The 24,685-nt window shown below is 60.5% G+C and carries 21 protein-coding genes and 2 tRNA genes; 15 read left to right on the top strand and 8 right to left on the bottom strand.

Translation table 11 applies throughout. The features are described from left to right. Nucleotides 1–33: 33 nt before the first annotated feature. The 4 genes from R1T45_RS06295 to R1T45_RS06310 all read left to right on the top strand — a co-directional run bounded on the left by R1T45_RS06295 (nucleotide 34) and on the right by R1T45_RS06310 (nucleotide 4,050). Nucleotides 34–642, top strand: coding sequence for a glutathione S-transferase (locus R1T45_RS06295; protein ID WP_120349884.1), 609 nt, complete (start codon nucleotides 34–36; stop codon nucleotides 640–642). Between the two features lie 190 nt (nucleotides 643–832). Continuing rightward, on the top strand, nucleotides 833–1,393 hold the full coding sequence (petA, locus tag R1T45_RS06300) for a ubiquinol-cytochrome c reductase iron-sulfur subunit (protein ID WP_007118534.1): 561 nt from the start codon (nucleotides 833–835) through the stop codon (nucleotides 1,391–1,393). 15 nt (nucleotides 1,394–1,408) lie between these two features. Further along, nucleotides 1,409–2,752 carry a cytochrome b gene (gene petB, locus R1T45_RS06305; RefSeq protein WP_067265773.1) on the top strand — a complete coding sequence of 448 codons (1,344 nt, stop codon included), beginning with the start codon at nucleotides 1,409–1,411 and terminating at the stop codon, nucleotides 2,750–2,752. 11 nt (nucleotides 2,753–2,763) lie between these two features. Next, nucleotides 2,764–4,050 (top strand): cytochrome c1, encoded by a 1,287-nt coding sequence (locus R1T45_RS06310; protein ID WP_317390423.1) that lies wholly within the window; start codon nucleotides 2,764–2,766, stop codon nucleotides 4,048–4,050. A 254-nt stretch (nucleotides 4,051–4,304) separates the two neighbouring features. Here R1T45_RS06310 and mtaB read toward each other — a convergent pair whose 3' ends face one another. Continuing rightward, nucleotides 4,305–5,558: a tRNA (N(6)-L-threonylcarbamoyladenosine(37)-C(2))-methylthiotransferase MtaB gene (mtaB, locus tag R1T45_RS06315; protein ID WP_120349886.1), complete on the bottom strand. Its 1,254-nt coding sequence runs from the start codon at nucleotides 5,556–5,558 to the stop codon at nucleotides 4,305–4,307. Beyond that, entirely contained in the window at nucleotides 5,555–6,388 is an 834-nt protein-coding gene (dapF, locus tag R1T45_RS06320) for a diaminopimelate epimerase (protein ID WP_132444180.1), read from the bottom strand. Before dapF ends, mtaB begins: the two co-directional genes overlap by 4 nt. Before the next feature lie 104 nt (nucleotides 6,389–6,492). Between dapF and R1T45_RS06325 the strand changes: the two genes are divergently transcribed. Then, nucleotides 6,493–6,568, top strand: a tRNA-Lys gene (locus R1T45_RS06325). Between the two features lie 61 nt (nucleotides 6,569–6,629). On the opposite strand, the gene R1T45_RS06330 is transcribed toward R1T45_RS06325, so the two are convergent. Genes R1T45_RS06330 through R1T45_RS06345 form a run of 4 tightly spaced genes read right to left on the bottom strand, consistent with a single transcriptional unit; the run spans nucleotide 6,630 to nucleotide 10,968 of the window. Further along, nucleotides 6,630–7,478 carry an ABC transporter permease gene (locus tag R1T45_RS06330; RefSeq protein WP_174861039.1) on the bottom strand — a complete coding sequence of 283 codons (849 nt, stop codon included), beginning with the start codon at nucleotides 7,476–7,478 and terminating at the stop codon, nucleotides 6,630–6,632. 4 nt (nucleotides 7,479–7,482) lie between these two features. Continuing rightward, entirely contained in the window at nucleotides 7,483–8,712 is a 1,230-nt protein-coding gene (locus R1T45_RS06335; protein ID WP_132444031.1) for an ABC transporter permease, read from the bottom strand. A gap of 60 nt (nucleotides 8,713–8,772) precedes the next feature. Continuing rightward, the gene (locus tag R1T45_RS06340; RefSeq protein WP_120349890.1) at nucleotides 8,773–9,816 is read right to left on the bottom strand and encodes an ABC transporter substrate-binding protein; all 1,044 of its coding nucleotides are present in this window, start codon (nucleotides 9,814–9,816) and stop codon (nucleotides 8,773–8,775) included. A 60-nt stretch (nucleotides 9,817–9,876) separates the two neighbouring features. Next, nucleotides 9,877–10,968: an ABC transporter ATP-binding protein gene (locus R1T45_RS06345; RefSeq protein ID WP_120349891.1), complete on the bottom strand. Its 1,092-nt coding sequence runs from the start codon at nucleotides 10,966–10,968 to the stop codon at nucleotides 9,877–9,879. 253 nt (nucleotides 10,969–11,221) lie between these two features. On the opposite strand from R1T45_RS06345, the gene R1T45_RS06350 reads away from it, so the two are divergent. The 3 genes from R1T45_RS06350 to R1T45_RS06360 all read left to right on the top strand — a co-directional run bounded on the left by R1T45_RS06350 (nucleotide 11,222) and on the right by R1T45_RS06360 (nucleotide 13,084). Then, nucleotides 11,222–12,304, top strand: coding sequence for an NAD(P)/FAD-dependent oxidoreductase (locus R1T45_RS06350; RefSeq protein ID WP_132444033.1), 1,083 nt, complete (start codon nucleotides 11,222–11,224; stop codon nucleotides 12,302–12,304). A 129-nt stretch (nucleotides 12,305–12,433) separates the two neighbouring features. Then, nucleotides 12,434–12,613, top strand: a complete 180-nt coding sequence (locus R1T45_RS06355; RefSeq protein WP_317390424.1) for a hypothetical protein — start codon at nucleotides 12,434–12,436, stop codon at nucleotides 12,611–12,613. Nucleotides 12,614–12,688: 75 nt separating this feature from the next. After that, entirely contained in the window at nucleotides 12,689–13,084 is a 396-nt protein-coding gene (locus R1T45_RS06360; protein ID WP_132444034.1) for a PleD family two-component system response regulator, read from the top strand. A gap of 536 nt (nucleotides 13,085–13,620) precedes the next feature. Here the strand turns inward: R1T45_RS06360 and R1T45_RS06365 are convergent. Next, the gene (locus R1T45_RS06365; protein ID WP_317389285.1) at nucleotides 13,621–14,664 is read right to left on the bottom strand and encodes an IS5 family transposase; all 1,044 of its coding nucleotides are present in this window, start codon (nucleotides 14,662–14,664) and stop codon (nucleotides 13,621–13,623) included. A 360-nt stretch (nucleotides 14,665–15,024) separates the two neighbouring features. On the opposite strand from R1T45_RS06365, the gene R1T45_RS06370 reads away from it, so the two are divergent. Further along, the gene (locus tag R1T45_RS06370; RefSeq protein WP_317390425.1) at nucleotides 15,025–15,390 is read left to right on the top strand and encodes a hypothetical protein; all 366 of its coding nucleotides are present in this window, start codon (nucleotides 15,025–15,027) and stop codon (nucleotides 15,388–15,390) included. Nucleotides 15,391–15,500: 110 nt separating this feature from the next. Here R1T45_RS06370 and R1T45_RS06375 read toward each other — a convergent pair. Continuing rightward, a tRNA-Leu gene (locus R1T45_RS06375) sits at nucleotides 15,501–15,586 on the bottom strand. A 168-nt stretch (nucleotides 15,587–15,754) separates the two neighbouring features. Between R1T45_RS06375 and R1T45_RS06380 the strand changes: the two genes are divergently transcribed. The 6 genes from R1T45_RS06380 to gltB all read left to right on the top strand — a co-directional run bounded on the left by R1T45_RS06380 (nucleotide 15,755) and on the right by gltB (nucleotide 24,575). Beyond that, nucleotides 15,755–16,741 carry a complex I NDUFA9 subunit family protein gene (locus tag R1T45_RS06380; RefSeq protein ID WP_260011062.1) on the top strand — a complete coding sequence of 329 codons (987 nt, stop codon included), beginning with the start codon at nucleotides 15,755–15,757 and terminating at the stop codon, nucleotides 16,739–16,741. Further along, nucleotides 16,741–17,547 (top strand): undecaprenyl-diphosphate phosphatase, encoded by an 807-nt coding sequence (locus R1T45_RS06385; protein WP_317390426.1) that lies wholly within the window; start codon nucleotides 16,741–16,743, stop codon nucleotides 17,545–17,547. The genes R1T45_RS06380 and R1T45_RS06385 overlap by 1 nt, the downstream gene beginning before the upstream one ends. A 159-nt stretch (nucleotides 17,548–17,706) precedes the next feature. Then, nucleotides 17,707–19,140: an NAD(P)-dependent oxidoreductase gene (locus tag R1T45_RS06390; protein WP_317390427.1), complete on the top strand. Its 1,434-nt coding sequence runs from the start codon at nucleotides 17,707–17,709 to the stop codon at nucleotides 19,138–19,140. A 1-nt stretch (nucleotide 19,141) separates the two neighbouring features. Then, the gene (locus R1T45_RS06395) at nucleotides 19,142–19,615 is read left to right on the top strand and encodes a GFA family protein (RefSeq protein ID WP_317390428.1); all 474 of its coding nucleotides are present in this window, start codon (nucleotides 19,142–19,144) and stop codon (nucleotides 19,613–19,615) included. Next, entirely contained in the window at nucleotides 19,612–20,046 is a 435-nt protein-coding gene (locus R1T45_RS06400; RefSeq protein WP_317390429.1) for a GFA family protein, read from the top strand. The genes R1T45_RS06395 and R1T45_RS06400 overlap by 4 nt, the downstream gene beginning before the upstream one ends. Then, nucleotides 20,043–24,575, top strand: a complete 4,533-nt coding sequence (gltB, locus tag R1T45_RS06405; protein WP_317390430.1) for a glutamate synthase large subunit — start codon at nucleotides 20,043–20,045, stop codon at nucleotides 24,573–24,575. Before R1T45_RS06400 ends, gltB begins: the two co-directional genes overlap by 4 nt. Nucleotides 24,576–24,685: the final 110 nt, after the last annotated feature.

Consider the following 24,685-nt stretch of genomic DNA (forward strand, 5'->3'; position numbering starts at 1 on the left):
TGAATAGTGCGGGCAACCAAGGGGGGACTTCACGTGAAACTATTTTATTCTCAAACCTCGCCCTATGTCCGCAAGGTCATGGTGCTGCTGCACGAAACTGGCCAGCTTGATGATGTCGCGCTGGAGCCGACCTCGGGCACGCCGCTGGCCCCGGCCGAGGGCTTTGCCGTGCGCAACCCGCTGACCAAAGTGCCCGCACTGGAGCGACCGGACGGATGCACGCTTTATGACAGCCGGGTGATCTGCGCCTATCTGGATGACCGCGCCGGAGCGGGGCTTTACCCCCAAGGCGCAAGCAGGTGGGACACTTTGACGCTGGAGGCCACGGCGGACGGGATGCTCGATGCAGCGCTCGCCATGGTCTACGAAGGCAAGCTGCGCCCCGAAAACAAACGCATGGCGGAATGGGTCGAGGGCCAGTGGGGCAAGGTTGAACGCGCCTGCAAGACGCTGAACAATCAATGGGCGGCGCATTTGGCGGGGCCATTGGATATGGGGCAAATCGCGATTGGCTGCGCGTTGGGCTATGTCGATTTCCGCCATGGCGCACGCGATTGGCGTGCTGGAAACCCTGATCTGGCGGCCTGGTTCGATGCCTTTGATTCGCGTCCCGCGATGATGCATACGGCGCCGCCGCAGTAATCGGGCCGTAATGATATTGCCACAATCGCGGTATTTTTGCCGCGTTGTGGCGCGGTTGATCCCAGATGCGCGGCTTTGACATCTGGACGGGCGCGGTCCATCCCGGTAGATAGCGGCGAGAAGTCAGGTGGCAAGGTGACGCCACCCCTATGTCTGACGGCCAGATTTGGCCAAGAATTGGAGTAAACCCGTGTCCCAAGCAGAAGAACACGCAGGCACCCGGAGGGATTTCCTGTATTACGCGACAGCCGGTACAGGTGCCGTCGCCGTTGGTGCCGCCGTCTGGCCGCTGGTCAACCAGATGAACCCCTCTGCCGATGTTAAGGCGCTGTCGTCCATTCGTGTGGACGTGTCCGGCGTTGAAGTCGGGACGCAGCTGACCGTGAAATGGCTGGGCAAGCCGGTGTTCATTCGCCGCCGCACCGAAGCCGAGATCGAAGAGGCGAAAGCCGTCGATGTATCGACGCTGCCCGATCCGATCGCGCAGAACGAGAACCTTAGCGGCGACGTGCCTGCCACGGACGAGAACCGCGCGCTGGATGAAACTGGTGAATGGCTGGTTCAGATGGGCGTTTGTACGCACCTTGGCTGTGTGCCTTTGGGTGATGCGGGTGACTTTGGCGGCTGGTTCTGCCCTTGCCACGGGTCGCACTACGATACCGCAGGCCGCATCCGTAAGGGGCCGGCCCCACGCAACTTGCCGGTGCCTGTCGCCGAATTCGTGGACGAGTCCACGATTAAACTGGGTTAAGGGAGCGGAAGAGAGATGTCTGGAATTCCTCACGACCATTACGAGCCGAATTCGAACGGCGAAAAGTGGCTGCACCGCCGCCTTCCCATCGTTGGCCTTTTGTACGACACATTGATGATCCCCACGCCCAAGAACCTGAACTGGATGTGGATCTGGGGCATCGTGCTGACTTTCTGTCTGGCACTGCAGATCATCACCGGCATCGTTCTGGTGATGCACTACACGCCGCATGTCGATCTGGCCTTCTCGTCGGTTGAGCACATCATGCGCAACGTGAATGGCGGCTATATGATCCGCTATCTGCATATGAACGGCGCGTCGCTGTTCTTTATCGCGGTCTATGCGCATATTTTCCGTGGTCTCTACTATGGCTCCTATAAAGCCCCGCGTGAGATCACATGGATCATTGGCATGCTGATCTACCTGCTGATGATGGCCACCGGCTTTATGGGCTACGTTCTGCCTTGGGGTCAGATGTCCTTCTGGGGCGCGACCGTGATTACCGGCCTCTTTGGCGCGGTGCCCTTTGTCGGTGAAACACTGCAGACATTCCTCCTGGGTGGACCTGCGGTTGATAACGCGACGCTGAACCGCTTCTTCTCGCTGCACTATCTGCTGCCCTTCGTGATTGCGGGCCTTGTGGTTCTCCACATCTGGGCCTTCCACACGACCGGCAACAACAACCCCACCGGGGTCGAAGTGCGCCGCACCTCGAAGGAAGACGCCAAGAAAGACACGCTGCCGTTCTGGCCCTACTTCGTGATCAAGGACTTGTTCGCTCTGGCCGTGATCCTGACGCTGTTCTTCGCGGTTGTTGGCTTCATGCCGAACTATCTGGGCCACCCGGACAACTACATCGAAGCCAACGCTCTGGCGACGCCTGCACACATCGTGCCGGAATGGTACTTCTTGCCGTTCTATGCGATCTTGCGGGCCTTTACTTCTGAGGTTTGGGTTGTGCAAATCGCGTCCTTCGTGACCGGTGGCATCATCGACGCCAAATTCTTTGGCGTGCTGGCGATGTTCGGTGCGATTGCGGTTATGGCGCTGGTGCCGTGGCTGGACACATCCTCTGTGCGTTCGGGCCGGTATCGTCCAATGTTCAAATGGTGGTTCGCCCTGCTGGTGATCGACTTCTTCGCCCTGATGTGGCTGGGTGCGATGCCCGCAGAAGAGCCCTATGCGAGCTTCTCACTGATCGCTTCGGCCTATTGGTTCGCCTACTTCCTCGTGATCCTGCCCCTCTTGGGCGTGATCGAGAAGCCGCTGGCGCAGCCTGAAACCATCGAAGCCGACTTTGACGCGCATTACGCGCCCAAGGCAGGCGGCACCAAGACGCTTGTGAACCCGGCGGAATAAGGATCATGACCATGATGAAGACCAACCTCCTTTCTGCCGTGGTAACTCTGGGCCTTGCCCTGCCGGGAACGGCGGTGCTGGCGCAGGACACAGCGACAGAAGAAGAATTGCTGACAACTCCGGCGGAAACGCCGGAGGCCGAAGCCGAAACCGCGCCTGCTGAAGCGCCAGCGGCGGAAGAGGCACCTGCCGAAGCTGACGCGACCGCAGCCGAACCCGAGGTCGACGCGGCCCCGGCAGAGGAACCAGCGGTTGAGGCAGCTCCTGCTGAGGACACCGCAACCGAAGAGGCCCCGGCCGAAGAAACCGCCACTGAGGATGCTGCCACCGAGGAAGCGCCCGAAGAGGTTTCCGCCGAAGACGCAGAAGAAGCACCTGCCGAGGAAGTCGAAGCCTCGGACGAAGCGCAATCGACAGCCGAGGAAAACGCTGAAAACGAAGTGATCGTCGAAGACGACGTCGACGGCCAAGCGCATGGCGATGACCCCAACGTTGGCGTCATGGAAGCGGATGATCACGGCGAAGAGCACGCCTCGGACGATCACGCCGGTGACGACGATCACGGTGACGATTCCCACGCCACGCCGCATATCGACAACATCGATTTCTCCTTCGATGGTCCGTTCGGCGGCTATGACGTAAACCAGCTTCAGCGCGGTCTGCAGATCTATACCGAGGTTTGCGCTGCCTGCCACGGTCTGGAATATGTCGCGATGCGGACATTGGCGGACGAAAGCGGTCCGAACATGCCCGAAGATCAGGTGATCGAATACGCAAAAGGCTATGACGTCTATGACGCCGAGCTGGACGACACCCGCCCCGGCACCCCGGTTGACCACTTCCCCGGGTCCAACCTGCCGAACGCACCTGACCTGTCCCTGATGGCCAAGAAACGCGCCGCGTTCCACGGCCCCTACGGTTTGGGCATCAACCAGTTCCTCAAAGGGATCGGCGGGCCGGAGTATATCACCGCACTTCTGGCCGGCTACACAGGCGAAGAGAAAGAGCAAGCGGGCACGGTTCTTTATGAGAACACCGTTTTCCCCGGCGGCTGGATCGCCATGGCGCCCCCGCTGTCGGATGAGCTGGTCGAGTTCGCGGATGACCATGCCAATGACGTGCAGCACATGGCCGAGGATGTCTCTGCCTTCTTGATGTGGACCGCCGAGCCAAAACTGGGCGCACGCAAGCAGGCTGGCTTTGCCGGGGTCGTGCTGTTGGGCCTGTTGTCGGTGCTGCTGTACCTGACCAACAAAAAGCTCTGGGCTCCGGTCAAGAACCGCCGCAAGGACGGCTGATCGGGCCACGGCTTTTGGAAATGAGAAGGGCGTCGGGAAACCGGCGCCCTTTTGTTTGGCCATGCGTAATGACGGCGGCCATTTGGCCTAAAACCTCTCAACAGGGTCCGCCCGGTGGCACACCGGGCATCGCCCTCCCTCCCCCCGGAGGGCGATTTGGCGAGGTTTCATGATGCGGAGTCGTTTCGAGTACGGCAGCCGTTCCGACGACAGCCTCGTTCCATCGCCCCCCAGGGAGGGCGATGCCCTTCGCGCTAGGCGGTCAGCTGCGCGCCTGAAATTCCGGTGATCTCGGCCCGCACGATGTCGCCCTCGACCTGTGGCGCGGCAAAACTCACCTCGGTGAACTGCGCCGTGCGCCCCATGTGAGGGTTCTCCATCAGCACATCATGCGTTTGCCCCACCTGCGCCTCCAGATGCCGCTGCACTTGCCGCTCTCCCGCCGCGCGCAGCCGTGCCGCGCGGGTTTTAATCGCAGCACCGTTCACCGCGGGCATCCGCGCCGCGGGGGTGCCGGGGCGGGCGGAATAGGGGAAGACATGCAGCCATGTCAGGTCACATTCCTCGACAAGTTTCATCGAGTTTTCGAACATCGCTTCGGTCTCGGTCGGGAAACCGGCGATGATGTCGGCGCCGAAGGTCATGTCGGGACGCAGGGCGCGGGCCTCTTGGGCGAAACGGATCGCATCGTCGCGCAGGTGGCGGCGTTTCATGCGCTTGAGGATCATGTCATCGCCGTGCTGCAACGACAGGTGCAGATGCGGCATCAGGCGTGGCTCAGTCGCGATGGCCTGCATCAGGTTCTCATCCACCTCAATCGAATCGATCGAGGAAATCCGCAGCCGCGGCAGATCGGGCACCAGACGCAAGATTCGCATCACCAGATCGCCGAGCTTTGGCGTGGCGGGCAGATCGGCCCCCCATGATGTCAGGTCGACCCCGGTTAGCACCACTTCGTTAAAGCCTTTGTCGACCAGCCGCTTGATCTGATCCACCACGACCCCTGCGGGGACCGACCGGGAATTGCCGCGACCGTAAGGAATGATGCAGAAAGTGCAGCGGTGGTCGCAGCCGTTTTGCACCTGCACATAGGCGCGGCTGCGGGTGCCGAATCCGTCGATCAAATGGCCTGCCGTTTCGGTGACTGACATGATGTCGTCGACCTGCACGGTCTCGGTCTCACCGATGAAATCGGCGGCCATGCCCTGCCATGTCGCGCCCTGCATCTTTTCGGTGTTGCCGATCACGGCGTCGACCTCGGGCATGGCGTTAAAGGTCTCGGGCTCGGTCTGTGCGGCGCAGCCGGTGACGATCAGCCGCGCATCGGGGTGCGCCTTGCGCAGCTTGCGGATGTCTTGGCGCGCTTTGCGCACGGCCTCGGCGGTGACGGCGCAGGTGTTGACCACCACGGCGTCTTGCAACCCGGCCTGTTCGGCCAGTTCCTTCATCGCCTCGGTCTCATAGGCGTTGAGACGGCAGCCCATGGTGCTGAAGATCGGGGCGCTCATGTCAGGCTCTCCAGAAAGTCGGGGGTGAAGGTGCCGGAAAAAACATGGGCGGTCGGCCCCGTCATCCAGACGCCATCCTCGCGCCAATCGATGTGCAGTGTGCCGCCGTCGAGGTCGATACGCACGGCGCGGCCCGTCAGGCCCCGGCGCGCGGCGGCCACGGCGGTGGCGCAAGAGGACGAGCCAGAAGCCAGCGTCACCCCCACGCCGCGCTCCCAAACGCGCATGCGGATGTGATCCGGCCCGACGATCTGCGCGACTTGCACATTGGTGCGCTCAGGGTAAAGCGGATCATGCTCGGCGCGGGGGCCGAGATCGGAGAGGTCCATCGCCTCGGCATCATCGACGAAGAAGGTGCAATGCGGGTTGCCCATGCCGGTGGCGACGGGGTCGCCGTTAATCGGCAGGTGCAGCGTGTCCATTTCGCGCGCCAGTGGCACCTCGTCCCAATTCAACTGCGGGTGGCCCATGTTGACGGAGGTCAGGCCGCCCCCGGCGTCTTTCGCTGCCAGATCGCCCCGCGCGGTGGTCAAATGCAGCGAATCGCGCCCCGACTCATCCATCAGGTAGCGCGCGATGCAGCGGGTGGCATTGCCGCAGGCAGCAGAGAGGGAACCGTCGGAATTGTAAAAGGTCAGATGCGCGTCGCCCGTCCCTTGGGTAATCACCGCAAGCTGATCGAATCCCACACCAAATTGCCGGTGGCCGATGGCCTGCGCCATCGCCGGGGTCACGTCGATTGCCTCCGCGCGTGCGTCAAACACGACGAAGTCATTGCCTAGCCCATGCATTTTCATGAAGGGCAATCCGGGGGTCTGATCGCTGTACATTCGGGGCATATAACCCCGGCATGAAAACTAATCCAGCATCTCGCATTATTTTCGTAATTAAGGGCTTGACCCTGCCGCCCGTAATTTCTAGTTACCCGCCTAGTGGGCCGTTAGCTCAGTTGGTAGAGCAACTGACTTTTAATCAGTAGGTCGATGGTTCGAACCCATCACGGCTCACCACTCACCCCCCCCGAATATGGTTGTGGATCAGGTGTTTGGTGCCGCCCGCGGGCGGTTTCGCCTATTCCTGACCGCGCAGCCGCGCCGAGCGTCGGCGCAGGGCTTCCAGCACGAAAAGCATCGTCGCCGAGAGCACCACCAGCAGCGTCGCCACCGCTAGAATCGTCGGGTTGATTTGCTCACGCAGGCCCGAGAACATCTGGCGCGGAATCGTGCGCTGTTCGGGGCCTGCTAGGAAGAGCACCAGCACCACCTCGTCAAAGGATGTGACAAAGGCAAAAAGCCCGCCCGAGATCACGCCGGGGCGAATGAGTGGTATCACCACGTCCCAGAACACTTTGATCGGAGAGGCCCCAAGGCTCAGCCCCGCCACGAAGAGTGAGCGGTCAAAGCCGCTGAGCGTGGCGGTGACGGTGATGATGACAAAAGGCACGCCGAGCGCCGCATGGGCGATGATCAGCCCGGTGAAGGTGCCGACCAGATTGAACTGCGTGTAGAAAAAGAACATGCCTGCCGCGATGATGATCAATGGCACGATCATCGGCGACAGCAGCAGCGCGGTGATGACCCGTTTGAACGGCATCCAAGGCGAGGCGAGGCCGACGGCGGCCAGTGTCCCCAGCACCGTAGCGATGCTTGCCGCAGCGATGCCGACAAGGAAGGAGTTGCGGATCGCGATGCGCCATTTCTGGTCATCGACAATCTCTTGATACCAGCGCGTCGAATAGGCGTCGGGGTCGAGCGACAGCATGCCTTGGGTGAAGGTAAAGAACGGCTCGGCATTGAACGACAGCGGCATGATCACGAGGATCGGCAGCATCAGAAAGATGAGCACCAAGGCCGCCATGATGCGCAGGCCGTAGTGGCCCGCTTTGTGCCAGATCGTGTAATAGTCGGGCAATGGGCTCATGGCGTCATCCCAGCTTGAGGTTGTCGGTGCCGACGAAACGGTCGAACAGCCAGTAAAGGACAAGGATCAGGATCAAGAGGAGCGAGCCAAGCGCCGCCGCCAGTTCCCAGTTGTTCGAGACCTGCATGTGGAAGGCGATGATGTTGGAGATCATCTGACCATCGGTGCCGCCCACCAGCGCCGGGGTGATGTAGTAGCCGACCGAGATGATGAAGACCAACAGCGCCCCGGCAGACAAGCCCGGCAGGCTCATCGGCAGGTAGATTTTGTACCACGCGCCGATGGGGTTCGAGCCCATCGAAATCGCGGCGCGCATGAAGCTCGCGTCGATCCCGCGCATCACCGCATAGAGCGGCAGCACCATGAAGGGCAGCAGGATGTGGGTCATGGCGAGGATCGTAGAAAACTCATTGTAGAGCAGTTCAATCGGCTCATTGATCAGCCCCGCCCAGATGAGCGTAGAGTTCACCACGCCGCCCGCTTGCAACAGCGCGATCCAAGCGGTGGTGCGCACCAGAAGCGAGGTCCAGAACGGCAGCAGCACAAAGACCATGAGGAAGTTCGCCGTCGCCGGAGAGGCTTGGGACATATAGAACGCCAGCGGATAGCCCAGCAACATGGTCAGCCCGGTGATGATCAGCGCCATCTTCAGCGTCTTGGTATAGAGCTGTTTGTATATCTGCGTGTCGCGCATGACGATTTCGCCCTCGGCGTCGTACTCCAGATCGACGGCGGTAAGGTAATAGCTTGAGGTATAGGCCTGCCCGGCACTGCGGATCGCGCGCCATGTGGCGGGCTTGGCCCAGCGGTCATTCTCGGCCAGCAGCATCTCGGCCCCGTTGGCGGCAAGCTCCGCATCATCGGCACGGCGCAGACCGCGGGCGGTGGATTTGATCACGCTCGACATGCCTGGCAGGGCGCGGTTGATCTCATCGGCGAATTTGCCGGAGGTGCGGTTGCCCGCCATGCGCTTCATGTCGATGGCCATTTGCGTCACCACAGCCGGATCGGGCAGGGTCTCACCCTCCCAGTCTTCCAGCATGGTCAGCGTCTCAGGCACCAGTTCGGCGACGGTCGGGTTATAGACACTGCGAAACAGCATCGTGGTGATCGGGGCCACAAAGGCAAAGAGGATAAAGACCAGCAGCGGCACCACGAACAAAAACGCCTGCGTGCGGCGTCTGCGCAATTGGCGACGGGCGTTGGCGGCGTCTTCGGAACTGAGGCTGGGCACGCGATTACTCATCTGTAAGGTGTGGGGTCCCCGCGCCCGGAAAGGCGCGGGGCAGGGTGCTTATTGCAGCAGCCATTCGTTGAACTTCTCGCCAAGGCTTTCGCCATAGTCGGCCCAGAAGATACCATCGGCCTTCACGCCCTCATCAAGATGCGCCGTGGGCAGGTCTTTCTTGACCTCTTCGGGCAGCAGCGCCTGAGCAGAGGCGCGGGTCGGGCCGTAGGCCACGTCTTGCATCCCCGAGAGCGGCACGGTGCCTGTGGCGAACTTGATGAACTCCATCGCCTCTTCTTTCTTCTCGGTGCCTTTCATGATCGCCCAAACGTCGAGGTCATAGATGTGGCTGTCCCAGACGATCTCGAAGGGGGCGCCATCGTCCTTGATCGCGGCAAAGATACGACCGTTGGCGGATTGCACCATGGTGGCACCGCCGTCGTTCAGCAGAACGGGGGCCTGAGACCAGCTGTCATACCAAGTGATCTCGTCCTTGATGGTGTCAAGCTTGGCAAAGGCTTGGGCTTGGCCCTCTTCGGTGGCCAGCACCTCATAGACTTCCTCGGGGGCAACGCCATCGGCCAGCAGCGCCCATTCCATGTTCACTTGGGGGCGTTTGCGCAGACCACGTTTGCCGGGGAAGGCTTCGGTGTCAAAGAAGTCTTCGATGGTTTTCGGGCCTTCGCCGTTTTCGGTGTTCACGGCAAAGACGACGGACCAAACGATGTTACCCACGCCACATTCATTGGCCAGCGCGTCTTCGATGAAGTCATCGGCCGCTGCGGTGCCATCGTCGCCATCGGGCAGGACGGATTGGTCGATCACTTCCAGATAGCCTTCGGCGCAGGCGCGCTCGAGGTCGATCACTTCGATGTCGACCACATCCCACAGGATGTTGCCAGCTTCGACCTGCGCCTTCATCTCGGCCACGCCGCCGCCGTAGTCTTCGAACAGCACGTTGGTGCCGGATTCCTTCATGTAGGGTTCAATCATGTGCTCCATCTGTGCCGCGCCATAGGCGCCGCCAAAAGATGTCACTGTCAGATCCTGGGCCAGAACAGGGCTGGCAAGCAGCGCCGTCGTGGCCAGATACGTCAGATGTTTCTTCATCGGGTCTCTCCTTGTTGTGTCCAGGTCTTTTGCGGGGCCCCGGTTTGCCCTCGGTCGCCTTTAATTGGCAAAGGCGATGCAATCTTTCGTCAGGGACAACAGCTGCGCCGTCGCGCCGTCTTCGAATTCTGGCGCGGACAGATCGTTGAGCACTTTGACGATAATGTCGGTGCCGTCGGGTAGGCGGAAATAATAGCGGATGAAATCGCCCACATAGATGCGCGTGACAAAGGTCGCCGTCAGCGCGTTGTCATGGGCGTGGGTCGTGGGGTGAATGAACAGCTTCTCAGGCCGGATCGACACGCGGCATTGTGCACCTTCGGTCAGCCCTTCGGAGGTCTGGGTGGTGATGGTGCCGGTGTCTGTCTCAACCTTGGCAAGGTCGCCATCGATCTTGCTGACCTTGCCCTGCACGAAGTTATTCTCGCCGATGAACTCGGCCACGAAGGCATTGACCGGGCGCTCATACAACTCCGCCGGTGGGGCGCATTGTTGCACGACGCCATCGTTGAAGACCGCGATCCGGTCCGACATCGACAGCGCTTCGGTTTGGTCGTGGGTGACGTAGATCACGGTAAAGCCGATCTGCTTGTGCAGGCGGGTGATTTCAAACTGCATCTGTTCGCGCAGGTTCTTATCAAGCGCGCCCAAAGGTTCATCCATCAGAATGAGCGTCGGCTGGAAAATCATCGCGCGGGCCAGCGCCACACGCTGCCGTTGGCCGCCGGAAAGCTGACCGGGGCGGCGGTCGCCAAAGGCCGAAAGCTCGACCAATGCGAGATATTCGGCCACGCGCTCTTTGATATCGGCCTTGGACATTTTGCGCACGCTAAGCGGATAGGCGAGGTTTTCAGCCACCGTCATATGCGGGAACAGCGCGTAGTTTTGGAACACCATGCCGATGTTGCGCTTGTTGGGCGCGGTCTTGTTGATCGATTTGCCGTTGATGGCGATATCGCCCGAGGTAACGCTCTCAAACCCCGCCAACATCATCAGCACGGTGGTTTTGCCCGATCCGGAGGGGCCAAGAAGGGTGATGAACTCCCCCTCCTGCACATCCATGTCGAAGCCTTTGACGACGAGGTTTTCCTGATCGTAGCTCTTCTTGACGTTGTCAAAACGCAGAAAAGTCTCTGCTTTGGTGTCTTTCATTGTGTCGCGGCTCTCCCTGTCGCTGGGGGGAGTTAAGCAGGTGCGATGATTCTAAACAATATCTTGTATCGTTTAAGAGAATCGGCCCCGCGCTTTGAGCGCTTATCGGGTGATCATGTGACCATTTTGGCGGCACAGTCGGCGGGTTTTGGCATCCCGGGCGGGAAATTTATGCACCCGCGCCTATGTGGATAGCCAACCGCAAGGGCAAGATTGTCCGGCAGACTGGGATGACCACAAGGAGACAGCACCGATGGGCAAACGTATCGCAATCGTAGGGGGCGGGTATCTGGGGGCGGAACTGGCCAAGGCGATGGACGACATCGCCGATGTCACATTGATCGAACCGCGCAGCCATTTTGTGCATGCCTCTGCGATGATCCGGGCCGTGGTCCAGCCCGGTTTGGTCGAGGACTCGCTGATCCCCTATGACCGCTTGCTGAAGCGCGGCCGCGTCGTTGCGGCGCGGGCGACGGGTGTGGATGGGGAGGGTGTGACCCTCGATAGCGGCGCGCGGGTCGACGCAGATTACATCGTCGTCGCGACCGGTTCAAACTATGCCGCACCCTTCAAGCCCAAAGGCGCAGACATCGACGGGCTGCGGGCCGCGAGCCAAGCCGCGCATGAAAAGCTGCAGGCGGCCAAGACCGTCGGCATCATCGGCGCCGGGGCTGTGGGGGTTGAGCTTGCGGGCGAGATCGCCGAGGCCATGCCCGACAAAAAGATCACCGTGATCACCATGGACGACAAGCTCTTTGCGGCCAAGCCGGACAGCCTTGGGGTTTCGCTGAGCAAGAAGTTAAAGGCCAGCGGGGTGGAGCTTATCCTCGGCAAAAAGGTCGAAGGGCTCGCCTCTATGACAGAGCCGCATGCGGGCAGTGTGACCCTCGAAGGGGGACCTGAGCGCGCATTCGATCTGATCTTTCCCGTGTTGGGGGCGCGCGCTTGTTCTGACCTGCTGAAGAACCTGCCCGGCGCAGAGGTCACCGCCGCAGAGCGGATCAAGACCGATGGCCATCTGCGCCCCTCGTCCTTGCCCAACGTCTTTGCCGCCGGGGACGTGGCGGACCCCGGTGACAACATGACCATCGTCGCGGTCAGCCGGCAATTGCCTTGGTTGAAAAAGACCCTCACCGGGCTGATCACGGGCCGCAAACTGGCGGATATGAAAACCTATCGCCCGTGGGGCACGGAGGCGCCGATCGTGCTGCCCTTGGGGCCGGAACGCGGCAATAGCTTTTTGATGCTGTTCACAGCAGGCGATTGGATAACGAAAAAGGTGAAAGGCGCGGATCTGTTCGTGCCAAAGTACCAAAAGCTGCTGAACCGTCGCTGACGGGGCGCTTTTCGTGGTCTGAAAGTGACGTGGCATATACCTAAGAATAGGGCCGTTATCCTGACGCCAGCAGGCATTGAGCGGCGACATGTGTGAAGGTTGATTAACGTCAACTCAGGAGCACAAGCCATGTCCATTCAGTTCAGCCACAGTTTCGATGCCGCCCAAAACGTCACAGAGATCACCCCGATCACCGCCTGCGTCAGCATGGGCAAATACGCGACCGCGCAGGGGGAGCTTGTCTGGCAAAAGGGTGAGATCGCCTGCATCCGTTCCGACACTGCGCTGTTTATCGGCAAACGCATTTAAGCATTCACACGATATTAAGTGCCGCACCGCTACGGTGGCCCTCGGGGCGTTATTTAGAATGTAAGGTGCGGTGAAATGAACTGGAATGCTATCGTTATCGACGATTCAGAGATTGCGCGGCAGTTCATTCAGGCGTCCCTCGCCGAAGTCGGATTTTCATGCGTGGCGGATTATGGATGCCCCGCCCAAGCCTTGGACGCGCTGGCGAAGGAGCGGATCGCGACAGACGTGATCATCACGGATTTCATGATGCCCGCGATGGACGGGCTTGAGTTCTGTAGCCATGTCAGAGGTCTGCCATTCTACCACGGCGTTCCGGTCGTCATGATCTCAACTCGAAAAGACGCAGATCTGCTGCGCCGCGCTTTGGCCGCGGGGGCAAGCGACTGTTTAAAAAAGCCTTTTAGTCTGCCAGAGCTTGAAAGACGGCTGCAGATATGTCTGAAAAACGCAGGCATTGCCGTGCAATAGGGGGTGCGTCTGCACGCAGACTGGGCGGCATAACGCCCCCTTGCGGGGCGCGTATCATCGGGGTCGGTTAAGACCTGATCTACAGTCAATCATCTGTCGGGGAATATTGGTGCCCAGGAGAGGACACTCTTCAGGAGAATTAATTTTTCCGCCCTTTCGCAGAAGTTCCCATTTTCACGGAAGAAATTGCTCTACCCCGTTGCGGGTAGGGTTTCCGTCAAGCGCTTCCGTGTGGGGCAAACTGTGGGACAACTCCTATGTCTACAAACACTGCAAAATATCTCGAGCTGCGTGGCAAGACCTACTATCTGCGTATGCGGGTCCCAAAGGAGTTCGCCGATGTCGAACCCCTGGCCGAAATTAAGGGCACCTCGATTTTTAACCATTTTCGTAGCCGCACAGCAGTGCGTGTGGCTAGAAGCGGGAGGTAGGCAGTCGGTTGGTGCCTGGCGCCCCGGGACGGTCACGGCGCGGCGCCTTTCACGCCTGGCTTTTACGGCCTTGCGGCCTGATCTGGTCGCTGGTTTGCCCGGTCTTCATGCCGGGCACGGGTTGATGCGGCGCAACTGGACGAGGCGGCGCATGTTATAGGCAAGATTTTTCATTCCGATCTTCGCCTTGGCCCGCACCATGCCGATCGTGCGCACCAGCGTGCCGCCCATGTCGTTGGTCTGCGCGCCGAAGACATGTTCGACCCGGACCCGCACCGTGGATTTGGTTCGGTTGCTGCCCTTGGCCTGTTCGGTCAGCGGCTTGCCCCGCTTGCCCTTGCGGTGAATGTGGCTGGTCAGCTTGCGCGCTCGCAGCTTCGCCTCCATCTCCTCGGACCTATAGGCAGAATCCGCCCAGACGCCCGCGCCGGTGTTGCCCCGCATCAGCAGGTGATCCACCGCCTGACAGTCATGCACGGCTGCGTCAGTGACGTCATAGCGCCGCACCAGCTTGTGCTTGCGGTCCACATTCACATGGTTCTTGTAACCGTAATGGCTCTTGCCGTGCTTTTTCGTCCAGCGCGCGTCCAAGTCTTTCTGTGAGCGCATCGCGGGCTTGTTTTCCCAGTCCTCGGGCACCTCGCCGCTCTTGATGGTCTTGTTTTCCTCGCGGGTGTTGCGGTTCTTCGGCACCGGCACGATGGACGCATCCAGGATCTGTCCGCCCCGCGCGATGTAGCCCTGCCGCGCCAGATGGCCGTCGAATTGCTTGAACAGCGCCTCCACCATGCCCGCCTGAGCCAGCGCCTCGCGGTAGAGCCAGACCGTCTTGGCGTCCGGCACACGGTCCTCCAGTCCGAGGCCCAGGAACCTCATGAACGACAGCCGGTCGCGCACCTGATATTCAATCTGATCGTCCGACAGGTTGTAGAGCGCGCTCAGAACCAGCGCCTTGAACATCACGATCGCGTCGATCGGCTTGCGCCCCGCGCGCGATTTACGCTCTGAATCCGGTTTGCGCCAAACCCCCTCAAGCGTTGGCCGGAATTCCTCCCATGGCACCACGGCGTCGATCGCGACCAGCGGGTCCCTCTTGACATCCAAGCTCGCATAGCGGTCGGAAAGATCGAAAAAACCCATCTGCGCCATGGCTGCATCCCCTGTGCCGATCCGTCGCCTCAATCATAAAGCAGCGCCAAGGTCAGCGCAATTTTTAGAGGTGCCCATAACCTAAATTTATGGTCTCGCGAAGGTCCGGATACGCGACGGCCACGCTGTTGTCATGAACTGCATTCCAGGGAGGCAATTTTTGAGAGCACCGTGCAGCAGAATTGAATGACTGTGATCTGACGCGCGAGAGTGACATCCGGGAAACTCATTCCTGCGTAATAAGCAGGAACATTCCCATACACATACTAAGTCGTTGTGGTCGTAACCACGACGACTCTTGAAGCCGGGTGATTTCCAGAGGCAACGCGGTGTTGCCAATCCTCGGTACAGGAGGCTCTGATGAGCAAACAAGCCAAAATTACTAAAGATGCTTCAACCGGCGTTTCGGAGGGAACGGTCGTGCGGCTGGTAAGGGATTTTCTCACCCGGCATGGAAAAGGGTTGGACAGTCTTTTGGAGCGTTTTCCCGGCGTTAGTGGTGCAGCCTATCGTGGGGCGCTTGAAAAGCACCTCTCAGAACCCGCAACAATGACTGAAGATTTAATATTAGCTCTCGAGCACGCGGTCGATACGCTCCTGGCCCTCCAAGGTGCAGATTGTCGAGTTCTGGAGGCTGATGAGGGCCCAAGCATCCAGGTCGATGCGGGTGTCCGATGGTACGCAGCGAGATTCAGTGACCTCGCGCAAGCCGCACGCAGAATGTGATCTGAGGGGCGAGGCTGTCGTATCGTGTGGCAGTTTGTGTGGCAGTTTTCAGCCACTAAACCAAGAAAACCCCCGAAAACCATATAAATATGAAATTTGGGGGTTTACTTTGGTGCCCAGGAGAGGACTCGAACCTCCACACCGTTGCCAGTACTAGCACCTGAAGCTAGCGCGTCTACCATTCCGCCACCTGGGCACGTATCGTGTGGGGTGCTCTAAGGCTCAGCCGGGTGACTGTCAATCGCAATTTGAGCGAAATCTAGAAAATCCTGCGCGGGGATCGCTACAACCGGGGGTTTGGCCTTGTGACAGCGGCGGCGCACGGGTACATCCTGTCAGAGAATTTATCTACAGGAGCGGCAGAATGTCTAAGCTGGTCACGATTTATGGCGGTTCGGGGTTTGTCGGACGCTATATCGCGTATCGCATGGCCAGAGCTGGTTGGCGGGTACGGGTGGCGGTGCGCCACCCCAACGAAGCGCTCTTTGTGCGGACCTATGGTGTGGTTGGCCAAGTCGAACCTGTTTTGTGCAACATTCGCAACGATGGCTCCGTGCGCGACGCTCTGCGTGGGGCGGACGCGGTCGTGAACTGCGTGGGCATTTTGGTCGAAACCGGCAAGAACAGCTTTGACGCGGTGCAATCCGAAGGGGCGGAGCGTATCGCCCATATGGCCGCAACCGAAGGAGTTGCGCGTTTCGTGCATGTCTCTGCCATCGGCGCGGATATGGAGGCCGAGAGCGACTATGCCCGCACCAAGGGCGAGGGCGAGGCCGCCATTCTCAAACATATGCCTGAGGCCGTGATTCTGCGCCCCTCGATCATGTTTGGCCCCGAGGATGAGTTCTTTAACCGCTTTGCGGGCATGACCCGCACCGGCCCGATCCTACCGGTCGCCGGTGCCTCTACCCGGTTCCAGCCGGTCTTTGTCGATGACGTTGCCAAAGCGGCCGAAAAGGCTCTGGAGGGGCAGGCCCCCGCGGGTGTCTATGAGCTTGGTGGCCCTGATGTGGATACTTTCCGCGGCCTGATGCAGCGTATGCTTGAGGTGATTCACCGTCGGCGTTTGGTGCTCAACATGCCGTGGTTCTTAGCCAAGATCGTCGCCTTTGGGTTCGACATGGTGCAGGCCGCAACCTTTGGTCTTTTCACCAACAAGATGCTAACCCGCGATCAGGTCAAAAACCTACGCAATGACAACGTTGTGGCAGAAGGGGCGCGCGGCTTTACCGAGCTTGGCATCACCCCCACCGCGATGGACGCGGTGCTGCCCGACTATCTCTGGCGGTTCCGACCCTCGGGGCAATATGACGCCATCAAAGCATCGGCACGTAACCTGCGGCAGGGATAATGGAACAGTCGACCACTCTGATCGCCGCCTTTCTGGGTTTGCTGGAGGGGCTGACAGAGTTCATCCCCGTATCTTCGACCGGGCATCTTCTGTTGGCCGGTCACTTCTTGGGCTTTGAGAGCGCCGGGCGGACCTTTGAAGTCGTGATCCAATTGGGCGCGGTGCTGGCGATCCTGACGGTTTATTTCGCACGGCTTTGGGCGGTATTCTCGGCCGCGCCGCATGATCCGCAGGCGCGGCGGTTTATCTGGTCGGTGCTTCTGGCCTTTCTGCCTGCGGTGTTCATCGGGGTTTTGGCCCATGATTTCATCAAGACGGTCCTGTTCGAAACACCTCTGCTGATCGCCATCATGTTGGTGCTGGGCGGGGTGGTGCTGTTGATCGTGGATCGCATCGCACCTGCGCCGACCTATTCCGACGCGACCAAATTCCCCCTTTCCATGGCGTTCAAGATCGGCGTGATCCAATGTCTTGCCATGGTGCCGGGCACCTCGCGGTCGGGGGCGACGATCGTTGGCGCCCTGTTGCTGGGGGCCAGCAAGCGCGCCGCGGCGGAATTCTCGTTCTTTTTGTCGATGCCGACGATGGCGGGCGCCTTTGCCTATGACATCTACAAGAACCGCGACGTGCTGGATGCCTCTGCCATGGGCGAGATCGCCGTGGGCTTTGTCATGGCCTTTATCTCTGCCGTCTTCGTGGTGCGTTGGGTGCTCGATTACATCAGCCGCTATGGCTACGCGCTTTTTGGGTGGTGGCGAATCCTTGTGGGTGGGGTCGTGATCATCGCGCTTTGGGCGGGGTTTTGATAGTTAGGTCCGCATCGGACCTTAAATGACGCATAAAAATGACCTCCGGGCGTTCCATTTGCCCGGAAAGAGGTAAATAGGTCAGCGCTGCTGTCTTTTATTTACTTGGTGGCTCTCGTATACGAGCCTTCTGACGGAATTTGTCGAAGGAACGGGTATATGGCGAAGCAGGTCATGCTAAAATTTACAGACATTGCGCGGGATATGCCCGAAAAACGCCCGCCTGATTTGCGCCGGACGGATTTCGACGAAATTTATGCCGAATATGCGGATGCGAAAGCGGCTGAACAGTCCAGCCGGTGCAGCCAATGCGGCGTGCCCTACTGCCAGACCCATTGCCCTTTGCACAATAACATCCCCGACTGGCTTCGCCTGACTGCAGAAGGGCGTCTGCAAGAGGCCTATGAGATCAGTCAGGCGACCAATACCTTCCCGGAAATCTGTGGCCGCATTTGCCCGCAGGACCGCCTGTGCGAAGGCAACTGCGTGATCGAGCAGTCGGGCCATGGCACCGTCACCATCGGCTCGATCGAGAAATACATCACCGACACCGCATGGGAGCAGGGCTGGGTCAAACCCGCCGCCCCGCGCGAAGAGCGCGCTGAAAGCGTTGGCATCATCGGCGCCGGCCCCGGCGGTCTGGCAGCGGCGGACATGCTGCGCCGCGCGGGCGTGCAGGTCACCATCTATGACCGCTACGACCGTGCGGGCGGCCTGCTGACCTATGGCATCCCCGGCTTCAAGCTTGAGAAAGACGTGGTCGAGCGCCGCAATGCGCAGCTTGCCGAAGGTGGCGTGACCTTTGAATTGAACTGCGATGTGGGCGTCGACCTTAGCTTTGGCGCGATCCGGGGCAAACATGACGCGGTGATCATCGCCACCGGCGTTTACAAAACGCGCGAGATCGAAGCCCCCGGCGTGGGTGGTTTCGGCGTGGAGCGGGCGATCGACTTCCTCACCGCTTCCAACCGCAAAAGCTTTGGCAACTCGGTCGATGAGTTCGAAAACGGTCGCCTGAACGCCGCGGGTAAGAAAGTCGTTGTGATCGGCGGTGGCGACACCGCGATGGACTGCGTGCGCACCTCGATCCGCCAAGGCGCGGAGAGCGTCAAATGTCTCTACCGTCGGGACCGGGCCAATATGCCGGGCAGCCAACGCGAAGTGCAAAACGCCGAGGAAGAAGGCGTGATATTTGAATGGCTGAGCGCGCCCAAGGGCTTTGTCGGCGATCCGGTGACCGGGGTCATGGTGCAAAAGATGCGCCTCGGCGCGCCGGATGTCACTGGCCGTCAGGCCCCCGAGGTGATCGAAGGCGCGGACTACGTCGAAGACGCCGACCTCGTCATCATGGCGCTTGGGTTCGAGCCAGAAGACCTGCCGACCCTTTGGAACGAACCGGAGTTGCCGGTGAACCGCTGGGGCACGATCAAAGCCGATTACGTCACCGGGGCAACGGCGCTTGATGGTGTCTATGCCGTGGGCGACATCGTGCGCGGGGCGAGCCTTGTGGTCTGGGCCATCAAGGATGGCCGCGACTGCGCGCAGGCAATCCTTGATGATTTCAACGGGGCGCAGCGCATCGCTGCGGAATGAGATGAGTGCTGGTGCAGCCATCAAAGCGGACAACGCCATGGGGGGTGAAGCACACCACGGCCACTGTCTGTGCGGCGCGGTCACGGTGGATGTGACCGGGCCGTTGGCTGCGATTTCGGCCTGTCATTGTGACCTCTGCACCCGGTGGAGCGGCTCTGTCCAAATGGGGATCGAAGTGCCACGCGCGCGGGTTTCCTACAAGGGGCCGATCCGGACCTATGCCTCATCCTCCTTCGCCGAGCGGGCGTGGTGCGAGACCTGCGGCACGGCGGTTTGGTTTGCCGATACCGAAGGCGAGAACGCGGAGCTGCTGGAACTGGCTCCGGGTCTCTTCGACGGGTTTGGCGGGGCAAAGCTGGCGCGTGTGGTCTATGCCGACCGCGCCCCAAGCAACTTTGCCCTGGCCGGAGAACTGGAGCGGGTGAGCAAAGCCGATTACGAGGCCCGCGCCCTGCATGTGGAGGACAAGCAATGAGCCTTTTGAGCGGTCATTGCCTTTGCGGGGCGGTCACGGTCAGCTTTGAGCCGTTGAAAGACGCGCTTGGTGCCTGCCACTGCGAGATGTGCCGCCGTTGGACCGGCAGTGCGTTTCTTGAGATTGACGCGGAACCGGGCAGCCTGACCTATGACGGCCCGGTGAAATCCTATGCCTCTTCGGACTGGGCTGAGCGGGCATGGTGCGACAGTTGCGGCAGCACGCTTTGGTATCACCTCACGCTGCCGGGGCATGACTATTACTCACTCTCTGCCGGATTGGTGGAGAATGCGGGCGGCCTGCCGCTCAAGACCGAGATTTACATAGATGTGAAGCCCGACGGCTATGCCTTTGCCGGGGACCACGAGATCAAAACCAAGGCCGAAGTCGAAGCAGGATTTGCGGCGTTTGTGGAAGGAACCAAGCCATGACCAAATATGATGACGCCTGGGTGGCCCGCGAAGAAGCCAAACGCGCGATGATGGCCGATAAGGGCATGTATAGTTTCGAGGAAGAGCATTCTTCCTGCGGCGTGGGCCTTGTGGTCAACATCAACGGTGAGAAGACCCGCGAGGTCGTGCTGAACGGGATCAACGCGCTCAAGGCGATCTGGCACCGCGGCGCGGTTGACGCAGATGGGATGACCGGCGATGGCGCGGGCATCCACGTGCAGATCCCTGTGCCCTTCTTCTATGAGCAGGTCCGCCGCACCGGCCACACCCCGCGCGAGAACGAGTTGATCGCCGTGGGCCAAGTCTTCCTGCCGCGCACCAACTTTGCCGCGCAAGAAACCTGCCGGACCATCGTGGAGACCGAAGTGCTCCGCATGGGCTATTACATCTACGGCTGGCGGCATGTGCCGGTGGACATCTCCGTGTTGGGCGAAAAGGCCAACGCGACCCGGCCCGAGATTGAGCAGATCCTGATTTCCAACGCCAAAGGTGTCGACGAAGAGACCTTTGAGCGTGAGCTTTATGTCATCCGCCGTCGCATCGAAAAAGCTGCCATCGCCGCGCAGGTGCCGCAGATGTACATCGCCTCGATGTCCTGCCGCAGCATCATCTACAAGGGCATGATGCTGGCCGAACAGGTGGCCGAATTCTATCCCGACCTGAAAGACGACAAGTTCATCAGCGCCTTCGCGATCTATCACCAGCGTTACTCCACCAACACCTTCCCGCAGTGGTGGCTGGCGCAGCCCTTCCGCATGTTGGCCCATAACGGTGAGATCAACACCCTCAAGGGCAACATGAACTGGATGAAGAGCCATGAGATCCGTATGGCCTCTGCCACCTTTGGTGACATGGCCGAGGACATCAAACCGATCGTGGCCTCGGGGTCCAGCGACTCTGCCGCACTGGATTCCGTGTTCGAGGTGCTGGTCCGCGCGGGCCGCTCCGCGCCGATGGCCAAGACGATGCTGGTGCCAGAATCGTGGTCGAAACAGGCGGTGGAACTGCCCCAAGCATGGCGCGACATGTATTCCTACTGCAACTCCGTGATGGAGCCGTGGGACGGCCCCGCCGCATTGGCGATGACCGATGGCCGCTGGGTTTGCGCCGGGCTTGACCGGAACGGCCTGCGCCCGATGCGCTATGTGGAAACCTCCGACGGCATGTTGATCGCCGGGTCCGAGGCCGGGATGGTGCCGCTGGACGAGGCGCGGGTCGTGCGCAAAGGCGCGCTTGGCCCCGGGCAGATCATCGCGGTCGATATGGAAGAGGGCAAACTCTTCAACGATACCGAGATCAAGAACAAGCTCGCGTCGAACCAGCCCTTCGGCGAATGGGTCGGCAAGATCACCGAGATGGATGATGTCCTTGGCCGCGTCACCGAAAAGCCGCTGTTTGACGGGGCCGAACTGCGCCGCCGTCAGGTGGCTGCGGGCTATACCATCGAAGAGTTGGAACAGATCCTCGCGCCTATGGCCGAGGATGGGAAAGAGACGCTGGCCTCGATGGGCGATGACACGCCCTCGGCGGTCCTGAGCGGCCAGTACCGCCCGCTGAGCCACTTCTTTCGTCAAAACTTTAGCCAAGTCACCAACCCGCCGATCAATTCCTTGCGCGAATTCCGGGTGATGAGCCTCAAGACGCGCTTCGGCAACCTCAAGAACGTGCTCGACGAAGACAGCTCCCAGACCGAGATCCTCGTGCTCGACAGTCCCTTCGTCGGCAATGCGCAGTTCGAAGAACTGATGGCGCAGTTCAAGGTGCATACCGTCTCCATCGACTGCACCTTTGAGGCGGGCAACGGCAATCTCAGCGCCGGGCTGGCGCGGATTCGGGCCGAGGCGGAAGACGCCGTGCGCTCTGGCGCGGGCCATCTGGTGCTGACCGATCAGCACAGCGGGGCCGACCGGGTCGCGATGCCGATGATCCTTGCGACCAGCGCGGTGCACAGTCACCTCGTGCGCAAGGGTCTGCGGACCTTTACCTCGCTCAACGTGCGCTCGGCGGAATGTGTCGATCCGCATTACTTTGCGGTGCTGGTGGGCTGCGGCGCGACCGTGGTGAACGCCTATCTGGCCGAAGATTCCTTGGCCGACCGGATCGAGCGCGGGCTCTTGGACATGACTCTGACGCAGGCGGTGCAGAAATACCGTGAGGCGATTGACCAAGGTCTGCTCAAGATCATGGCGAAGATGGGGATTTCCGTGATCTCGTCTTATCGCGGCGGCCTGAACTTCGAGGCCGTGGGCCTTTCGCGCGCCATGTGCGCCGAGTATTTCCCCGGCATGACCAGCCGTATCTCCGGCATCGGTGTCGTCGGCATTCAGCGCAAAGCCGAAGAAGTTCACGCCAAGGGCTGGCAGGGCGACGGGGTCGTGATGCCGATTGGCGGTTTCTACAAACAGCGCAAGACGGGCGAAAAACACGCTTGGGAAGCGAGTAGCATGCATATGCTGCAAATGGCCTGCAACAAGGCGTCCTATCAGATGTGGCAGCAGTATTCGAAAAAGATGCAGAGCAACCCGCCGATCCATCTGCGTGACCTGCTCGACATCAAGCCCAAGGGCACGCCGGTGCCATTGGAGGAGGTGGAGAGCATCACCTCGATCCGCAAGCGTTTCGTAACGCCGGGCATGTCGCTGGGCGCGCTTTCCCCAGAGGCGCATAAGACGCTGAACGTGGCGATGAACCGGATTGGCGCGAAATCTGACAGCGGCGAGGGCGGCGAAGATCCGGCGCATTTCGTGCCAGAAAGCAACGGCGACAATCCGTCGGCCAAGATCAAACAGGTCGCCTCGGGCCGCTTTGGCGTGACGGCGGAGTATCTGAACCAATGCGAAGAGTTGGAGATCAAGGTCGCACAGGGTGCCAAGCCCGGTGAGGGTGGGCAGCTTCCCGGCATGAAGGTCACCGATCTGATCGCGCGGCTGCGGCATTCGACCAAGGGCGTGACGCTGATCTCGCCCCCGCCGCACCACGATATCTACTCGATCGAAGACCTTGCGCAGCTGATCTATGACCTCAAGCAGATCAACCCGCGCTGCAAGGTGACGGTCAAGCTGGTGGCGTCGAGCGGTGTCGGCACGATTGCTGCGGGCGTGGCCAAGGCCAAGGCCGACATCATCCTGATCTCGGGCCATAACGGTGGCACCGGGGCCTCGCCTGCGACCTCGATCAAATATGCGGGTCTGCCGTGGGAGATGGGCCTCACCGAGGCGCATCAGGTTCTGTCGATGAACAACCTGCGCGACCGGGTGACATTGCGCACCGATGGTGGCCTGCGCACCGGACGCGACATCGTCATGGCTGCGATGATGGGGGCCGAGGAATATGGCATCGGCACCGCCGCGCTGATCGCTATGGGCTGCATCATGGTCCGCCAGTGCCAGTCGAATACTTGCCCCGTGGGTGTTTGCACACAGGACGAAGCTCTGCGTGGCAAGTTCACCGGCAATGCGGACAAAGTGGTGAACCTCATCACCTTCTATGCCACCGAAGTGCGCGAGATTCTGGCCAGCATCGGGGCGCGCAGCCTTGATGAAGTCATCGGCCGCGCGGACCTGTTGACGCAGGTCAGCCGAGGTTCGGCGCATTTGGATGATCTGGACCTCAACCCGCTGTTGATCACCGTCGATGGCGCACATGAGAACGTCTATGACCGCGACAAACCGCGTCAGGTGGTGCTTGATACGCTTGATGCGCAGATCGTCCGGGATGCCGCGCGTTTCCTTGAGGATGGTGAGAAGATGCAGCTGTCCTACGCCGTGCAGAACACGCACCGGACGGTCGGCACGCGGGTTTCGAGCCATATCGTGAAACGCTTCGGTATGCGCAATTCCCTGCAGCCGGACCACTTGACGGTGAAGCTGACCGGGAGTGCCGGACAATCGCTCGGCGCCTTCGCGGCACCGGGGCTGAAGCTCGAAGTCTCGGGCGATGCCAACGACTATGTCGGCAAGGGTCTGTCGGGCGGTACGATTGTGGTGCGGCCTTCGATGGCGAGCCCAGTGGTGGCGTCGGAGAATACGATCATCGGCAACACGGTGCTTTATGGTGCGACGGCGGGCTATCTCTTTGCCGCGGGCCGGGCGGGCGAGCGTTTTGCGGTGCGCAACTCGGGCGCGCATGTGGTGATCGAAGGCTGCGGCAGTAACGGTTGTGAATATATGACTGGCGGTGTGGCGGTGATCTTGGGCGAGATCGGCGCGAACTTCGCCGCCGGGATGACCGGGGGGATGGCCTATCTCTATGACCCCGACGGGCTGGCGCCGAAGCTGATGAATGCCGAAACAATCGTGACCTGCCCGGTCAGCGTCGAGCATTGGTTGGACCAGTTGCACGGGCTGCTGGAGCGTCATGTCGCCGAGACCAACAGCCGCAAGGCCGCCGATATTCTTCAGCATTGGGAGACTGAGAAGCACAACTTCCTGCAGGTCTGCCCAAAGGAGATGCTGGTGCATCTCCCCGCGCCGCTGTCGGTGGAAGAGACGGCAGTTCCAGCGGAGTAACCTTTGCCCCGCGCGGCTCCGGTCGCGCGGGCGGGCCATCGCCTTCGGCTTGATTCGGGGCAAGGGTGGTTTTGAAAAACCTCTGCGCTATCTCTGCCTCTCCACAGGAG

This window comes from Sulfitobacter sp. LC.270.F.C4 (genome assembly GCF_032922545.1).
Taxonomy (GTDB): domain Bacteria; phylum Pseudomonadota; class Alphaproteobacteria; order Rhodobacterales; family Rhodobacteraceae; genus Sulfitobacter; species Sulfitobacter profundi.

Bases quoted from the DNA above. Each gene is read 5' to 3' on its own strand.
- gltB (WP_317390430.1), top strand. From the start codon at position 20,043: ATGACCAAATATGATGACGCCTGGGTGGCCCGCGAAGAAGCCAAACGC.
- R1T45_RS06345 (WP_120349891.1), bottom strand. From the start codon at position 10,968: ATGAAAGACACCAAAGCAGAGACTTTTCTGCGTTTTGACAACGTCAAG.
- R1T45_RS06400 (WP_317390429.1), top strand. From the start codon at position 19,612: ATGAGCCTTTTGAGCGGTCATTGCCTTTGCGGGGCGGTCACGGTCAGC.
- R1T45_RS06330 (WP_174861039.1), bottom strand. From the start codon at position 7,478: ATGAGCCCATTGCCCGACTATTACACGATCTGGCACAAAGCGGGCCAC.
- R1T45_RS06380 (WP_260011062.1), top strand. From the start codon at position 15,755: ATGTCTAAGCTGGTCACGATTTATGGCGGTTCGGGGTTTGTCGGACGC.
- R1T45_RS06310 (WP_317390423.1), top strand. From the start codon at position 2,764: ATGATGAAGACCAACCTCCTTTCTGCCGTGGTAACTCTGGGCCTTGCC.
- R1T45_RS06390 (WP_317390427.1), top strand. From the start codon at position 17,707: ATGGCGAAGCAGGTCATGCTAAAATTTACAGACATTGCGCGGGATATG.
- R1T45_RS06360 (WP_132444034.1), top strand. From the start codon at position 12,689: ATGAACTGGAATGCTATCGTTATCGACGATTCAGAGATTGCGCGGCAG.
- R1T45_RS06340 (WP_120349890.1), bottom strand. From the start codon at position 9,816: ATGAAGAAACATCTGACGTATCTGGCCACGACGGCGCTGCTTGCCAGC.
- R1T45_RS06365 (WP_317389285.1), bottom strand. From the start codon at position 14,664: ATGGCGCAGATGGGTTTTTTCGATCTTTCCGACCGCTATGCGAGCTTG.
- R1T45_RS06395 (WP_317390428.1), top strand. From the start codon at position 19,142: ATGAGTGCTGGTGCAGCCATCAAAGCGGACAACGCCATGGGGGGTGAA.
- dapF (WP_132444180.1), bottom strand. From the start codon at position 6,388: ATGTACAGCGATCAGACCCCCGGATTGCCCTTCATGAAAATGCATGGG.
- R1T45_RS06355 (WP_317390424.1), top strand. From the start codon at position 12,434: ATGTCCATTCAGTTCAGCCACAGTTTCGATGCCGCCCAAAACGTCACA.
- petB (WP_067265773.1), top strand. From the start codon at position 1,409: ATGTCTGGAATTCCTCACGACCATTACGAGCCGAATTCGAACGGCGAA.
- R1T45_RS06350 (WP_132444033.1), top strand. From the start codon at position 11,222: ATGGGCAAACGTATCGCAATCGTAGGGGGCGGGTATCTGGGGGCGGAA.
- mtaB (WP_120349886.1), bottom strand. From the start codon at position 5,558: ATGAGCGCCCCGATCTTCAGCACCATGGGCTGCCGTCTCAACGCCTAT.
- R1T45_RS06370 (WP_317390425.1), top strand. From the start codon at position 15,025: ATGAGCAAACAAGCCAAAATTACTAAAGATGCTTCAACCGGCGTTTCG.
- R1T45_RS06385 (WP_317390426.1), top strand. From the start codon at position 16,741: ATGGAACAGTCGACCACTCTGATCGCCGCCTTTCTGGGTTTGCTGGAG.